15 protein-coding genes are annotated in these 15361 nt (G+C 32.1%); all 15 read left to right on the forward strand.

The features are described 5' to 3' along the window. Genes RSC39_RS00980 through RSC39_RS01050 form a run of 15 tightly spaced genes read left to right on the forward strand, consistent with a single transcriptional unit; the run spans position 1 to position 15354 of the window. Positions 1-1182, forward strand: coding sequence for an ABC transporter ATP-binding protein (locus tag RSC39_RS00980; protein ID WP_332534434.1), 1182 nt, complete (start codon positions 1-3; stop codon positions 1180-1182). 28 nt (positions 1183-1210) lie between these two features. After that, entirely contained in the window at positions 1211-3253 is a 2043-nt protein-coding gene (locus tag RSC39_RS00985; RefSeq protein ID WP_332534436.1) for a rhamnan synthesis F family protein, read from the forward strand. Beyond that, positions 3246-4598 (forward strand): DUF2142 domain-containing protein, encoded by a 1353-nt coding sequence (locus tag RSC39_RS00990; protein ID WP_063282003.1) that lies wholly within the window; start codon positions 3246-3248, stop codon positions 4596-4598. The genes RSC39_RS00985 and RSC39_RS00990 overlap by 8 nt, the downstream gene beginning before the upstream one ends. Positions 4599-4601: 3 nt before the next feature. Next, a complete protein-coding gene (locus tag RSC39_RS00995) occupies positions 4602-5840 on the forward strand; it encodes a glycosyltransferase family 4 protein (RefSeq protein ID WP_063282002.1) in 1239 nt (412 codons plus the stop codon). Beyond that, the gene (locus RSC39_RS01000) at positions 5837-6655 is read left to right on the forward strand and encodes a glycosyltransferase (protein WP_332534439.1); all 819 of its coding nucleotides are present in this window, start codon (positions 5837-5839) and stop codon (positions 6653-6655) included. The genes RSC39_RS00995 and RSC39_RS01000 overlap by 4 nt, the downstream gene beginning before the upstream one ends. Position 6656: 1 nt before the next feature. Next, entirely contained in the window at positions 6657-7385 is a 729-nt protein-coding gene (locus tag RSC39_RS01005) for a glycosyltransferase family 2 protein (protein WP_332534441.1), read from the forward strand. Further along, positions 7385-7786, forward strand: coding sequence for a DUF2304 domain-containing protein (locus tag RSC39_RS01010; protein WP_063282063.1), 402 nt, complete (start codon positions 7385-7387; stop codon positions 7784-7786). Before RSC39_RS01005 ends, RSC39_RS01010 begins: the two co-directional genes overlap by 1 nt. Positions 7787-7795: 9 nt before the next feature. Then, complete coding sequence (locus RSC39_RS01015) at positions 7796-8842, forward strand: glycosyltransferase family A protein (RefSeq protein ID WP_063281999.1); 1047 nt, start codon at positions 7796-7798, stop codon at positions 8840-8842. Beyond that, complete coding sequence (locus RSC39_RS01020) at positions 8843-9763, forward strand: glycosyltransferase family 2 protein (protein ID WP_332534444.1); 921 nt, start codon at positions 8843-8845, stop codon at positions 9761-9763. A 25-nt stretch (positions 9764-9788) separates the two neighbouring features. Beyond that, positions 9789-10709, forward strand: coding sequence for a glycosyltransferase (locus RSC39_RS01025; protein WP_332534446.1), 921 nt, complete (start codon positions 9789-9791; stop codon positions 10707-10709). Positions 10710-10717: 8 nt separating this feature from the next. Further along, on the forward strand, positions 10718-11542 hold the full coding sequence (locus RSC39_RS01030) for a LicD family protein (protein ID WP_332534448.1): 825 nt from the start codon (positions 10718-10720) through the stop codon (positions 11540-11542). Positions 11543-11544: 2 nt separating this feature from the next. Next, positions 11545-12267: an IspD/TarI family cytidylyltransferase gene (locus RSC39_RS01035; RefSeq protein WP_063281996.1), complete on the forward strand. Its 723-nt coding sequence runs from the start codon at positions 11545-11547 to the stop codon at positions 12265-12267. After that, positions 12267-13319: an NAD-dependent epimerase/dehydratase family protein gene (locus tag RSC39_RS01040; RefSeq protein WP_196756668.1), complete on the forward strand. Its 1053-nt coding sequence runs from the start codon at positions 12267-12269 to the stop codon at positions 13317-13319. Before RSC39_RS01035 ends, RSC39_RS01040 begins: the two co-directional genes overlap by 1 nt. Further along, positions 13319-14275, forward strand: coding sequence for a glycosyltransferase (locus RSC39_RS01045; RefSeq protein WP_063281994.1), 957 nt, complete (start codon positions 13319-13321; stop codon positions 14273-14275). The genes RSC39_RS01040 and RSC39_RS01045 overlap by 1 nt, the downstream gene beginning before the upstream one ends. After that, positions 14272-15354, forward strand: a complete 1083-nt coding sequence (locus RSC39_RS01050; protein ID WP_063281993.1) for a glycosyltransferase family 4 protein — start codon at positions 14272-14274, stop codon at positions 15352-15354. Before RSC39_RS01045 ends, RSC39_RS01050 begins: the two co-directional genes overlap by 4 nt. Positions 15355-15361 lie beyond the last annotated feature (7 nt).

Here is a 15361-nt window from a genome sequence, read left to right on the forward strand (position 1 = left end):
ATGTCTGAAATTGCAGTAAAAATAGATCATGTCAGTAAGTATTTTCGACTCCCAACTGAAAGTTCAACAAGTCTTCGCACAACGATAATCAATCGACTTCGTGGGGTTAAGGGTTATAAAGAACAACATGTATTAAAAGACATAAATTTTGAAGTAGAAAAAGGAGATTTCTTTGGTATTGTGGGACGGAATGGTTCTGGGAAATCAACGCTTTTAAAGATTATTTCACAAATTTACACACCAGAAAAAGGACAGGTGACTGTTAATGGAAAACTTGTCAGTTTTATTGAACTTGGTGTTGGTTTTAATCCAGAACTTACAGGCCGTGAAAATGTATTCCTTAATGGTGCTATGCTAGGTTTTTCCCCAGAAGAGATAGGGGAGATGTATGATGAAATTGTTGAGTTTGCCGAACTCAGTGAATTCATGAATCAAAAATTAAAAAATTATTCCAGTGGGATGCAAGTTCGACTGGCATTTTCAGTTGCCATCAAAGCCAAAGGTGATATCTTGGTCCTTGATGAGGTTCTGGCTGTTGGAGATGAAGCTTTCCAACGTAAATGTAATGAATTCTTTGTTGAAACTAAAAAAGATAAAGCAAAAACAGTTATTTTAGTAACACATGATATGAGTGCTGTTCAACGTTACTGTAATAAAGCCGTGTATATTTCTGATGGTTTTGCAGCTGAAAATACCGACGTACAACACGTAACAAATCTTTATTCTGCTGATAATTTAAAAGTGACACAGCATACTGAACATGACTCTTTAGCTGATAGAGTTTGGATAACGAGTGATTCTGAAACTTTATTAACAAAAGCAACAGATAAACTTTCTTTCACTGTACACTTTGAAGCGAATACCGAGGAAACTAAATTAGAAGAAAAACTCTATTTATCATATTTTCTTTACGATGCTACAAGAGGTGGAGCAGCTTATGAATCGCCAGCACAGGAAGTCAAAATTGGGGAAAGTCTATCCGCAGAAATACCTATGGCAAATTTTCATAATACAGAATTCCAACTTGGTGCAACACTACGTAAAGACCCATCAGATTGGGAAAATGATAATCCACTGTCACAAACAGAAGTGATAACCGCGACACAACCAGGAGATGATATTCGATTTATCTATCGTAATCCAGAAGATAAAGAAGCAGCTAGTCTACTGAAAACACTATAAAATAATAAAAGGAAAGGAGGTAAAGGGAGTGCCAAACAATTTTGAACGAGTGAAATATATCTTAACCAAAAATCCAAAGTTATTGATTAAAGTTCCAGGAAAAATTGGACGAAAGTTTCACAAACACTTTCATCCGATTGAAAGCTTGAAACTGCAAATAAATAAAAACAAACGCAAAAGAACTCGTCTATTAAATAACTATGAAAATCCTAAACGAGCACTTATTTATGTAGTCTATGAAAATCAGCCTCACTTACAATCTTATAAATTATTATTTTTAGAAGCACTTGCAAAGCTTTCTGATAAGGTTTTGATTGTTTTAAACAGTACTTTACCTGATAACGACATTAAAAATTTGGGAAAATACGGTCAGGTAATCAATAGAGAAAATATAGGCTATGATACGGCTGCATTTCGTCATGGCATCTTATTGTTAAAAAAAGAACTGAAGAACTTTGATGAACTACTTTTAGTAAACGACACAAATGTAGGTCCAATGACCGATTTATCCGCAGTTTTTAAAAAAATGTCAGCAAAAAAATTAGATTTTTGGGGAATATCGTATGGTGAAAAACAAGAAGATTTCACAGGCTTTAATCCCTATGGTGTAATTCTTGAACATCTTCAATCTTATTTTTTGGTAATTGAAAAAAACATGTTCCAAACTCCTGAATTTTTACAGTATTGGGAAAATTTATCTGACACAGATTCTCGGAATAAAGCAATTGGAAAACATGAAACAGTTTTCACTAGATATTTTTCAGATTTAGGCTTTATTCATGGTGCAGTTGCTGGAAATAATGAAGACTCTGCGATGTATATTCACCCGCTAACAATGCTTAAAGAGTTTGATGTTCCTCTTGTTAAGTATACAGCATTTTCAAATGATACAGATGACAAGTTTGCGTGGCAAGGATTAGAGCGAAAAACAGAAGTTCCTGATTTAATTAATTACATTAAGAATGAAACAAAGTTTCCAAATGAAATACTCGAAGAGGTAATTGACACCATTCAATGCACGCCTCATCCTGAACATATTTTAATAATAGATGGTGTTGAAAATCAAATTCCACAATGTACAAGATATCGAGTAACCAACAAAGCGGAGCAATTGCGAAGTTTTGGCTATGATGTTTGGACAGTGAATGCAAGCGACTTTCAAATGGGCTATGCGGAATACGCGAGTCAGATTATCATTTACCGTACTCCCTATAATGAACAATTTGAACAATTGATTAAGTTAGCGCATCAATATAATAAACCTATCTTCTATGACATTGATGATTTGGTCTACGACACAGTTTATACGAATCAACTTGAGTACACAAAAAACTTGAGTCCCCAAGAAAAAATGGCCTATGATCTAGGAGTAAGAAGCTATGGTAGATTGATGAATTTATGTGATGCTTTTATTACCTCAACAACTGATTTGAAAAAAGAGCTATCAAAATTAGGAAAACCGGTATACCTTAATCGAAATTTGGCAAGTCAAGAGCTCATTTCAATCAGTGAAAAAGCTGTAAAAAAGACTGTGAAAGATGATAAAAAAATAAAAATTGGATATTTTTCAGGCTCAATTACGCATAATGAAAACTTTGATTTGATTATGCCAGCGATTTTGCGTATTTTAAAAGAATTTCCGCAAACAGAGTTACATTTAGTTGGGCATCTGACAATACCTGATGAAATGAAAAATTACAAAAAACAACTTGTCATTCATGATTTTGTAGATTGGACTTCTTTGCCCTCTTTACTCGCAAGAATGGATATTAATCTTGCTCCATTAATCGATAGTGTTTTTAATAAAGCAAAATCTGAAATTAAATGGTTAGAAGCAGCTCTAGTTGGTGTTCCGACAATAGCGAGTGATATAGGAAGTTTTTCGGAATCTATAATGAATGACCAGACAGGAATTCTGGCAGCGGATGAGAGCTGGTATGAACAGTTAAAAGATTTAGTTAACAATAAAACTAAATTGAAAAATTTAGGTGATAATGCTAGAAGCAAAGTGATTACTGCCTATGAGACAATAAAACACAAGGATGAATTTATAGAGGTAATTAATGGCTAAGCTACAACGAATTAAAATTACTACCCTTTTTGTCAGTTTTTCATTATTTTTTGGCTTAATGGCTGCTATAATTATGCCAGTTGCATCTGTACCAGATGAAACTTATCATTTTAATATCAGTTTCAATAGTTTTTTGAGCAATGAAGCAATGGAAAAAAATTTGGCTAATACTCCATCTAAGCAGAAACTCTTAGAAGCAGAAGACTTATTTGCGATTCGTGACACCTCTCTTTCAGGTAAAGCAGATGATTTATTTAAACTTAGCTTTACACGTAAAGTGGAAGTTTTAGAGCATTCAGATTTTCGAATTAATTTTAGTAAAGAAAGTTTATTGCATCTTCCTCAAGCAATAGGAGTATTACTTGGATATTTGATTTATCCAAGTTATGGGGTAATGTTCTTTCTAGGAAGAATCTTCAACTTACTTTTTTATACAGCAATGATTTATATTGCAATAAAAAAAGCTGCATTTGGGAAGCTTCCAATGAGCGTTGTTGCTCTTTTTCCAATTAGCATCCAACAAGCAGCTTCACTCTCTTATGATACAACTCTTTTTGCGACAGTCTTTCTTGTGTTTTCATTAATGACCAATATTTGGGTTGGGAAATATAAAATTTCTTGGAGATGGGGAATTTACTTTCCTTTAATTTTATTAGGGATTTATCTAACAAAAAAATCTGCCTTAATATTGTTAGCTTTAATTTTGACCTTACCTACAACTTTCTTTGAAAATGAAAAAATTAGGACCCTGAGCCATCGTTTTTGGAATTTTTGGAATAAATATAAATGGTTGGTTTTGCTTGTATTAGTTTTAGGAAGTTTTGCAGTATTCCGTTTTCTTTTTCAATCTCATGGAGGCTTTCTGAGGTGGGCACACATCATGTTTAATACCTATTTTGCAACATGGATAAATACCAACTTAGATCCTATTGTTATATCAGGTATGGTGGGAGCCTTTAGCGCTTTCAGCTATCGATTACCAGAATGGCTGATCATTTTAACGTTTATAATTTTATCATGGCTGATGCTAAGTGATAAAAAAATTAAGTTGGATAATCGAGTAATATTTATTTCAAGCTGTATTTTTATTTTTAATATACTTCTTACTGGGACAATGATGTACCTGGGCTGGACGGGTGGGAAAGGAAATGTGAGTATTGGTGAGCAAGGCCGTTATTATACGCCGTTCTTAATTTTCTTACTCCCACTTTTCATGAAAATTTCTGAGAAAGTAAAAGTTGAAATAACTAGTTCATATCGAAAAATATTGGCTTTTGGGTTATGTTTTATGAATTTATCCCTATTTATTATATTAACGATAGTATTCTGGTTTTCAAAAGGTTAATTTATGAAAAATATATTATTTGTTTCTCCAACAGGTACGCTTGATAATGGAGCCGAAATTTCAATCTTTGAGTTACAAAAGGAGCTTAAATCACAGGGGTATAATATTATAAATGTTACCCAGAATTCGGGAGATAAACCCTATATTGAAGCATTCGAGAATGCTGGTATTAAAAATTATATGTTAAATGCGGTGAAATGGTGGTGGGAAGATGCACCAGGGCCTATACAAGGTACCGAACGGGAACTTTATCACTATTATCGTGAGCATCTTAACCGTATTCAAAAAATTGTTGAAGATGAAAAAGTTGATTTAATCGTTACAAATTCAGTAAACATGTTTCAAGGAGCATTAGTCGCAGCAATAAAAAATATTCCACATTTTTGGATTATTCATGAGTTTCCTGAGGGCGAATTTTCATATTATTTAGATAAACTAGATTTTATAAATGAATATTCAACTGAAATTTTTGTTGTTCAGGGACGCTTACTAGAAAAGCTACAGAAGTTAATACCGACTCGTGAAATTCATAGTTTTTATCCATTTACTCAAATTTCAGATGAAAAATTACGAGCAGGAGATAAGATTCGTCTTATTTCAGTGGGAAGATTAACAGAACGAAAGAATCAATTGGAATTAATTGAAGCATACCACAGATTGAATAATCCAGAAGTTGAATTATTGTTAATTGGAAATTTTGATAAAGATTATAAAGAAAAAGTTATTAGTTTTATTAAAAAAAATAAAATAAAAAATGTCACACTTGCTGGACCGAAAGATAAACCATGGTCAGTAGTCACAGACAAAGATATTTTTATCGGCCCATCAAAAATGGAAACCTTCGGTTTGGTTTATGTGGAGGCTTTATTACATGGGATTCCAAGCATCGTCTCAAGTAATCCGGGCCATCAGTCAGCTCATGATATTTTTGGGTTTGGGCAATTTTACGAGACTGGAAACGTGGATCAACTCACAAATTTAATTTCTGACCATTTACGAGATTTTGATATAGAAAAACAAAAGTCTTTATCTGTGCTTAAAGAACTTAGAGGTATTTATTCAGTTGAAAACGCTTATCAAGAAGTTATTAAGTTTTTAGAGTTAGATTTTGAATTAAATACAAAAAGTATTAGGCACTTAGAAAAAATACTGACCACTAATGATAATAATTCTGAGAGTTTGATAGCACGAGTGAAGCATAGAGTTAAAGATGCACTCATCAAAATGAGGATATTACGATGAATCTGACAATTTGTCTGGTAGCATATAGTAAAAAATTTACTGAGACAGTTAGTTATAAAAGATTAACTGATATGAAAGTTTCGATTAAAAAATCTCTAAATATCATTATCTTTGATAATGGACAGGTTGATTTTTCAAGTGAAAAAATTCCAAATGATTTTTCTTCCATTCTATATTATTATAATCCAGATAATACTGAACGTGGAACTCGAATAGCTTATCAATATGCGCTAATGGAAACAAAAGATGAGTGGTTTATGCTGCTGGATGATGATACAATGATTACTGAAGAATACATTGGTAAGGTAATTAAAGAATTAACTCATCCTACGATTGATGCAATTTGTCCACAAATTTTTGATCAAGAAATCCAAATATCACCCACATCTAGCGAAACAATCAAAAACTTAAAGCATCCAAAAAATTCTGGTATCTATAATGAAGATATTACGGGTATTTCTAGTGGCCTTGTTTTATCAAGATACTTTATGTTGAAAATAGGAGGATTTACTAAAGAATTCCCTCTTGATTATTTAGACCATTGGATTTTTTGGCAGCTCAGAAAACATCATCAAGTGATTAAAGTGATGGATGAAAAAATTTGTCATCAGCTATCAGTACAACGTTTGGAAGAATTGTCAAAATCAAGATTTGTTAAAATTTTTACAGCAGAATACTACTACTATAAAAGTTATCAACCTGAGCATCTCTACTCAATTAGAAAGAAATATGTTAGAATGATAGTTAAAGGTTGGCTTAAAAGGGATACTTTTCCTGGAAAAGCACTCACAAAAATAATACTAGGAAAGAAATAAAATGGTAGAACCGAAAATATTATTAATTATACCAGCTTATAATGAATCCGAGGGAATTGCGCAAGTTGTTCAAAAGGTCGAGCAATATCGCAGAAAATCAAAATATATAATTGATTATATTGTTATCAATGATGGTTCTACGGACAATGAAGAAGAGGTGCTTAGAAAAAATAAAATTAATCATATCGAATTAATTCAAAATCTAGGTATCGGAGGAGCAGTACAAACAGGTTATAAATACGCATTGGAAAAAGGATATGATGTTGCTATTCAGTATGATGGGGATGGACAACATGATATTGAAAGTCTTCCATGTTTAATTGAACCACTTTTGAATGGAGAGACCGATTTTACAGTGGGTTCGCGTTTCCTCGAGGATAGCAACTCAGAATTTCAATCATCAACTACGAGACAAATAGGAATTAGAATTTTATCAGCTTTAATATACATGACTTCAAAAATTAGAATAAAGGACGTTACGAGTGGATATCGAGCCGCTAATAAAAAAGTTATTTCACAATTCGTTGGCCGTTATCCAAGCCAATATCCGGAACCTGAAAGTTACATGCATTTGTTTGCAAAGAATATCCGTGTGAAAGAAGTTGGGGTACGGATGTTTGAAAGAGAAACAGGAACATCAAGTATCAATTTGTTCAAAGGAATGAGCTATATGATAAGTGTCTCTCTCGCTATTCTTTTTTCTGCAATTATGGGAGGGAAGAAATCATGATGCCATTACCATTAAGAATTTTAGCCATTATACTGGCCCTTCTTTTTTTCATCTATACCATCCGACTTATTCGTAAAAATCTTGCTGAAGTTCGTCACATGCTTAAATGGTTTATTCTTGCACTGGTAATATTATTTGGTGCAATTTTTTCAGAGTTTGCAGCAAAAATTGCTTACGCATTAGGTGTAAAAACGTTAACTTCTTTTGCATTGTTTGTTTTAGTTGGTATGCTTGTTGTTATTTCAATCCGTTACCAAATTTCTCTGATTGCAGCTGAAAAACAAATTAAAACGTTGATACAAGAAGTTTCGCTATTACGCAAAGATATGAAAGATGCTGATTTAGATAGTAAAGAAAGCCAAAAGCAAAAAGAAAATCACGTAACTAAAAATTTGGAGTAAAATAATCAAGTGAGTAAAATTTTAACAGTAACAATACCTTCGTATAATACAGAAATATATATTGATGAGTGTTTGCCATATCTAATTGATGAGCGAATTATTTCAGATATTGAAATTTTGATCGTTAGTGATGGGTCAAAAGATAACACTGTATCTGTTGCACAAAAATGGGCAGATAAGTATCCCGACTCTATTCGTGTAATTGATAAAGAAAACGGTGGTCATGGGTCAACTATTAATCGTGGTATTTTGGAAGCAACGGGTAAATATTTCAAGGTTGTTGATGGAGATGACTGGGTTGTTACTGAAAATTTTGTCAAACTTGTTGACTTTCTCAGAGAGGCCGAAGTTGATATCGTTAATAATCCTTATTTAGAGCATGACGAAGTGACTGGTGATGAAGCCCTCATGATGGAACTCAACATTCCAGTAAATGATATTAAACAGCATGACGAAATCATTGAACAGATTAAAATTCCACCGATGCATACTATCACTTATCGTACTTCAATTTTGAAAGAAAATAGTATACAAATTGATGAAAATATGTTTTATGTTGATGTTGAGTATATCTGTTATCCATTGCCATTTGTGAAAAAATCAGTTTATTTGGATTACCCAGTATATATCTACCGTACAAACTCAGGGACACAATCTATGGCAATTGGTAATATGGTGAAAAATAGAGACATGCACTTAAAAATGACAAAGCATGTTTGGGAATTTATAAAAAATCTTCCTGAGGATACCTCTGAGCCCGTAAAAAAAGTTTTGATTCAACGCTTTTCAGAATTAATTATTGCACAATATGTCATTAATTTATCCATTACACACAAAGTAGATAGAAAAAAAGAAACAAAAAATTTCACAGAGTATTTAATATCAGAACAAATTTTGGAAGTTCCAGAGATTCTAAAGCTGTCTAAGAGCTTGATAAAGTTTAATGGAAAGAACATTGTTTTAGCAGTAAAGATAAGAAATGTTTTACAAAACAATAAAATCTGGAGAAAAGTAGAACGTCATTTATTAAATAATATTAAGAAAATGAGGAAATAAATGGTTACTGTAAACATTTTACTTTCTACCTTCAATGGAGAAAGATATCTATCTGAGCAGATTGATAGTATTATTAATCAAACTTACTCTAACTGGAAGTTATTAATAAGAGATGATGGCTCGACAGATAATACGATATCTATAATTAATGATTATCTGGGTAAAGATAACCGGATAGAGTTTATAAATCCATTACAAGTTGAAAACGTAGGTGTACATAAGTCTTTTAAATACTTAGCATCATATCAGAAAGCGGACTATTATTTTTTTTGTGATCAGGATGACTATTGGATGCCACAAAAAATAGAGAAAATGATAGGGAATGTTGGCGAGTTTGATTCTAATATTCCTCAGCTGTGGTATTCGGACTTTTCCTCAACAGATGAGAATTTGAAAGTAATTCGACAAAAGCTTAGAAATCCTAATGGGAACTTTATAAATCCACCACTTAAAGATGCTCTGGTTTGTAATGTTGTAACAGGATGTACAGCAATGATTAATAATGCTTTAAAAGAATTATGGCTTACTGACAAAGAAATTGTAGGTTATCATGATACTTTTTGTGGATTGCTCGCAGTTACCTTTGGTAAAGTACATTTTTTAGATGAGGTACTAATTCTTTATCGGCAACATAGTAATAATGTAGCTGGAATAGTTTCAAAAAAGGTTAAAGGAGTTCTGACCACATTTTGGAATTTAAACCATACCAGTACGCAACGAGCAACAACCATTTTGAAAGAATATGATCAATTATTAACAGACTCCCAACGAAGAACTTTAAGTGATTTTGTGGGACTCTCTACAAATAATGTATTTTCTAGATTAAAAGCAGTGATAAATTATCAATACTTGTATTCTTTAGGGGATTGGAAGTATACGTTATTTATGAGAATATTATTGATAATTCGAATAGGGGAGTAAAATCAAAGTGAATATAAGTATCGTTATGACAACTTATAATGGTCAAGAGCATATAATTGAACAGATGGAGTCAATAAAAAATCAAACGCGAACTCCGGATGAAGTATTAATTTTTGACGATCAATCTTCTGATAATACTGTAAGTATCATACGGAATTATATTGAAGAAAATAATCTAGAAAATTGGGTTATAAAAATTAACACAGTAAACAAAGGTTGGGCTCAAAACTTTTTTGATGGAATGCGTGAAGCAACTGGTGATATTATTTTTTTATCTGACCAAGATGATATCTGGACAAAAAATAAAATTAGTGATATGTCAAAGGTGATGAATGATTTTCCAGAAATAGATGTATTATCAGGTAATTGGTTATCAAAATTAGAAGGAAAAGTAGGAATTTTATCTAGGTTATATTATTTTGTTGAAAAAATTAAAATGACAAATAATGGAAAACTAGTGAAACAAAAATTTCGGGACGATGAAGCATATGATAGACCGGGTTGGACCTATTGTTACCGCAACACCTTCTTTCATGGAATAGAAAAATATTATGATGGTTCTTCACATGATGGTTTTTTATGTAGGTATTCAGTTTTCAAAGGATCATTCTATAAGTTAAATGTTTTAACTGGTTATTTTAGACGACATGTGAAATCAACAACTAGTTATGATACTCAAATTAAATTAGATAATGTACAGAAGGAAATAAGCTTAAGTGACTCTAAAATAATAATTATTCAATCACTTGTTAACTTTCTTGAAAACACAGAGGGAGATCAAACTATAATTAATAGCTTGAAAACAAGAATGATTTATTTTGAAAAGAGAAAAGATTACATTCGAAAGAAAAGTATATATTTATTTATAAAAATTTCACTTAAGTATTATCGTTATTCAAATTTGGTATTTAAAATAAAAGATTTCATGTATTTAATTAGGAAGTAATGAGTGTTATGAAAGAAATATTAACAAAAGAAATGCGTCAAATACAACTTGAAATACTACGATTAATAGATAAAACTTGTAGGGAGAACAATATAGAATATTCTCTTGGAGGTGGATCGTTATTAGGGGCAATCAGGCACAAAGGATTTATTCCGTGGGATGATGATATAGATGTAATGTTACGTCGGGATGAATATGAGAGATTGATTGATGTTTTGAGAGTGGTTGATAATGATTCACAATATAAGTTATGGCATTATTCTAATCGTCCCACCTATCAGCCATATGCTAAGTTGTATGACAATCGAACTATTTTAGGGAAGAGCTTAGATCATATGTGGATGGGAATAGGGGTTCATGTTGATATTTTCCCAATGGATGTTCTTCCTTCGGACGAACTAGAGCGAATAAACTTTATGAAAAAAATGCAAAGCAAAGCTGAAGATTTGGTTTCAACAGGGTTTCCAGCATTTGTGAGTGGTTCAAAATGGCAATATGCTTTTGCTCGTTTTTTTCTGCGCGCCCCTCGTTTTTTGAGATATCATGGTAAAAATAAGGAGATTGCCTTAGAATATGATAATATGAGTCAAAAATATTGTCATAGTAAGGCGGATGAAATAGGCTTTTTGGCAAGTAGATATTTTGATAAAGAACATTTTCCTAAAGTATTATTTGACGAATTTGAAGATACCGTTTTTGAAAATTTAAATCCTAGAAAAATAAAAAATCATTCTCGGTATTTAGAACAAATATTTGGAGATTTTATGCAGCTCCCTCCTGAAAACAAAAGGGTAACACACGATTTTTATACGTGGTATTGGAAAGAAGATTAAAAATGAATATTGGATTAATATTTGCAGGTGGTACAGGCTCACGAATGAACTCCAAAGATAAGCCTAAACAGTTTTTGGAAGTTCATGGAAAACCAATTATCATACATACAATTGATTTATTTGAAGAAACAGAGGAAGTTGATGCAATAGTTGTTGTGATACTGTCAGATTATTTAGACTACATGAAAGACTTGGTTAAAAAGTTCAACTTAAAAAAGGTAAAAGCAGTAGTACCCGGTGGAGAAACAGGGCAACTCTCAATATTTAATGGTCTTGAAGCAGCAGAAAAAATAGCAGAAAATGAACAATCTGTTGTTTTGATACATGATGGAGTACGCCCATTAATTAACAGTAAAGTTATTCGTGATAATATTGAATGTGTTAAGAAAAATGGTTCAGCTATAACAACAGCACCAGCAAAAGAGACAATTGTACTTGTTAATGGTTCTCAGGAAGTTTCAGAAGTTGTGGATCGAACACGTTCTTTTACTGCCAAGGCACCCCAAAGTTTTAATCTTTCAGATATATTAAAAGTTGAACGTGATGCAATTTCGAAAGGCATTACTGATGCAATTGATTCAAGCACACTTATGGGAATGTATAATAAAACATTGCATATTGTAGAAGGCCCATACGAAAATATAAAAATTACAACACCAGATGATTTTTATATGTTCAAGGCGCTTTGTGATGCACGTGAAATAGGTCAGATTTATGGAGTATAATAATGATTACATTTGAAAATAAAATTGTTCAAGAAGATTTAAAAAAAATTGTAAGTTCTTCTTATATCAACTTTGAAAAATTACGTGGAAAAACTGTATTGATTACTGGTGTTTCTGGAATGCTGGCAACTTACTTAGCCTATGCTATTTATTATTTAGATGTTCATGAAAATTTTCAGACAAAAATTGTTGGAACTGCCCGAAATATGGAAAAAGCAAATGCTAAGTTTCAAAGCTTGTCAAAAGAATATTTTGAACTTATTCATCATGATGTTACTCAATCCTTTAATTATGAAAAAAATATCGATTATATTATTCATGCGGCAAGTAATGCTAGTCCGAAATTTATTTCAACCGATCCTGTAGGGATTATCAAAGCTAATACTTTGGGAACGATGAATTTGTTGGAGTTGGCAAGAACAAAAGGAATTCAAAATTTTCTTTTTTTATCAACTCGTGAAATTTATGGAAAATCAATTAAAAATCAATTAACAGAACAAGATTATGGAGGGTTTGATATTCTTTCTCCAAGAGCCTGTTATCCAGAAAGTAAAAGAATGGCAGAGACGTTATTAGAAAGCTATTCTGTACAATATAAGATTCCATATACTATAGCTCGAATTGCACATTCTTATGGTCCAGGCATGGAAATAAATAATGATGGACGTATCATGAGTGATTTGATTTCAAATGTTGTTAATAACGAAAATATCGTTCTTAAATCCGAAGGAACTGCTGAGCGAGCTTTTTGTTATATTTCAGATGCAGCTACAGCACTACTAACTATCTTGTTAAATGGTGACTCTGGACAAGCCTATAATGTGGCAAATGAAGATGAGCCCATTCAAATAAGAAATCTAGCACAGAAATTAGTAACATTGTCGCCTGAAAAAAATCTAAAAGTCAAGTTTGATATCCCTACTTCTCAGAATACAGCCTATAGTACTGACGGTAGGACAGTAATGGATATGTCCAAAATTGAAAAATTGGGTTGGAACAGAGTAGTTTCTCTTGATTCAGGTTTAAAAAAGACAATAGAAAGTTTTGAATAATGAAAACAGCAGTATTGATGGCAACATATAATGGGGAAAAATTGATTGAAAAGCAATTAGATTCTATAAAAAATCAAGTGCTTGCTCCTGATTATGTTATCATACGTGATGATGGTTCCACTGATGGAACGGTTCAATTTATTAAAGATTATATAGAAAATAATAACTTAGTTGGATGGAATATCATTAGAAATCAAAAAAACTTGGGATGGCGCTTAAATTTTCGCCAACTGTTGATTGATTCGCAAAATACTGATGCAGATGTCATTTTTTTATCAGATCAGGATGATGTTTGGGATCTAGAAAAAAATAAAAGACAGCTAGATGTGCTATCTAATCATCAAGAAATTGAAGTGTTAAGTGCTGATACTGAAATTAACGTGAGTGCTAGTGCAGTGACAGTTCCAACAAATTTTATCTTTAAGGATAATGAACAAGAACTTTCAAAATTTCCAATTGAATATTTTTATAAAGCTGGTTTTCGTCAAGGAATGACTTTGGCGATAAAAAAAGAATTTATCAGTAAATTTTTGAAATATTGGAAAGAAGATTATAATCTACTCCCTCATGATGCACTTATTGAGTGTTTAGCTGGGCTTTTAGGAGTGGGTTATAACCTGAATGAATGTGTTGCAGTTCATAACCGGCATGAAACCAATGCAAGCGGTAAGGCATTTGTAACTCTAAAATCATCAAGAAAACTTCATATTCAAGAACTCTATGCAAAGTATCAGGGATATTATGAGATAGTTTATAAAGTTTTGGAAGACAATAATTCTTCTTTGGCCAAATTAGAAAAAGAATATTATGAATTCACAAAAAGAAGAATAGAAAATGCACAATCTGGAAGTATTTGGAAGGTGATAGTACAGCAATTCAAAGATTGGAAAAATTATGAACATCGTTCAAGCCAAATCAGAGATATAATATTTGGATTTAAGAAAGAAAGAAAATGAGAGAAAATAAAAAAATTAATTTTGTTATGCCAGCAAATTATAACCATGCAGTTGGAGGATTTAAGATAGTTTACCAATACGCAAATTGGTTGGTAGAACAAGGGTTTGACGTTTCAATAAGTTACAGTTACTCTCCAAGTGAAGGTAAAACTTACTCTTTTCTAAAACGTATGATAGATTTGCACATCTATAAATTTTCTAAAAGAGAAACAAAAGTAACTTGGTTTTCTTTGAAACCAGAGATTAAATCTTATTATAATTGTATTGTACCTAAAGATTTTCCTGATTCGGATATTATATTTGCAACTGGCGCTAAAACTGCTCCTCTTGTCCATAAACTTCCTAAAGAAAAAGGGAAAAAATTTTATTTTATTCAAAATTATGAAGCTGAAGGTTTTGGAAATAAAAAAGAATTTATTCAAAATACTTATAATTTAGGGTTAACAAATATTGTTATCTCTAAAGAATTACGGCAAAAAGTACTAGAATCGGGAGCTCCAGAGCCAAAATATCTTCCTAATTTTTATAATCATGATGAATTTTTCCTCGAGAAACCTATAGAAAATCGAAAAAATGTTGTTTGTCTTTTAAATCATACACAAAAAACAAAACGTACAAAATTCGGGTTAGAAATTTTGAGAGAAGTAAAACAAAGTATTCCTGATCTTGAAGTTCATCTATTTGGTGCATATGATCCTACTGAAGAATTAGAAGATTGGATTCACTTTACTAAAAATGCTTCTTCAGAACAGCTTCGAAAGGAAATTTATGGTTCTTCCAAAATATATCTTCTTCCGAGCGTTTTAGAAGGATGGGTTTTAACGGGCATGGAAGCTATGGCCTCCGGAGCAGCGGTAGTAGCAAGTCGTATAGGGGGAATAGTAGATTATGCTAATGATAATAATAGCATTCTAATTGAGCCAGATAACAAAAAGGAATTTGTTAATGAGGTTACCAAATTACTTAAAAACGATGGACAACGTATTGCGGTAGCAACTAAAGGAAATGAGGATGTGAAGCAGTATGTGATAGACAAGTCTGGAGAGCAGCTAATAAAAATAATAAATAGTGAAATTTAGAGGATAA

The sequence above is a fragment of the Lactococcus sp. genome (genome assembly GCF_036648155.1).
Lineage (GTDB): Bacteria > Bacillota > Bacilli > Lactobacillales > Streptococcaceae > Lactococcus > Lactococcus cremoris.

Bases quoted from the DNA above. Each gene is read 5' to 3' on its own strand.
- RSC39_RS00980 (WP_332534434.1), top strand. From the start codon at position 1: ATGTCTGAAATTGCAGTAAAAATAGATCATGTCAGTAAGTATTTTCGA.
- RSC39_RS00990 (WP_063282003.1), top strand. From the start codon at position 3,246: ATGGCTAAGCTACAACGAATTAAAATTACTACCCTTTTTGTCAGTTTT.
- RSC39_RS00995 (WP_063282002.1), top strand. From the start codon at position 4,602: ATGAAAAATATATTATTTGTTTCTCCAACAGGTACGCTTGATAATGGA.
- RSC39_RS01000 (WP_332534439.1), top strand. From the start codon at position 5,837: ATGAATCTGACAATTTGTCTGGTAGCATATAGTAAAAAATTTACTGAG.
- RSC39_RS01005 (WP_332534441.1), top strand. From the start codon at position 6,657: ATGGTAGAACCGAAAATATTATTAATTATACCAGCTTATAATGAATCC.
- RSC39_RS01010 (WP_063282063.1), top strand. From the start codon at position 7,385: ATGCCATTACCATTAAGAATTTTAGCCATTATACTGGCCCTTCTTTTT.
- RSC39_RS01020 (WP_332534444.1), top strand. From the start codon at position 8,843: ATGGTTACTGTAAACATTTTACTTTCTACCTTCAATGGAGAAAGATAT.
- RSC39_RS01025 (WP_332534446.1), top strand. From the start codon at position 9,789: ATGACAACTTATAATGGTCAAGAGCATATAATTGAACAGATGGAGTCA.
- RSC39_RS01030 (WP_332534448.1), top strand. From the start codon at position 10,718: ATGAAAGAAATATTAACAAAAGAAATGCGTCAAATACAACTTGAAATA.
- RSC39_RS01035 (WP_063281996.1), top strand. From the start codon at position 11,545: ATGAATATTGGATTAATATTTGCAGGTGGTACAGGCTCACGAATGAAC.
- RSC39_RS01045 (WP_063281994.1), top strand. From the start codon at position 13,319: ATGAAAACAGCAGTATTGATGGCAACATATAATGGGGAAAAATTGATT.
- RSC39_RS01050 (WP_063281993.1), top strand. From the start codon at position 14,272: ATGAGAGAAAATAAAAAAATTAATTTTGTTATGCCAGCAAATTATAAC.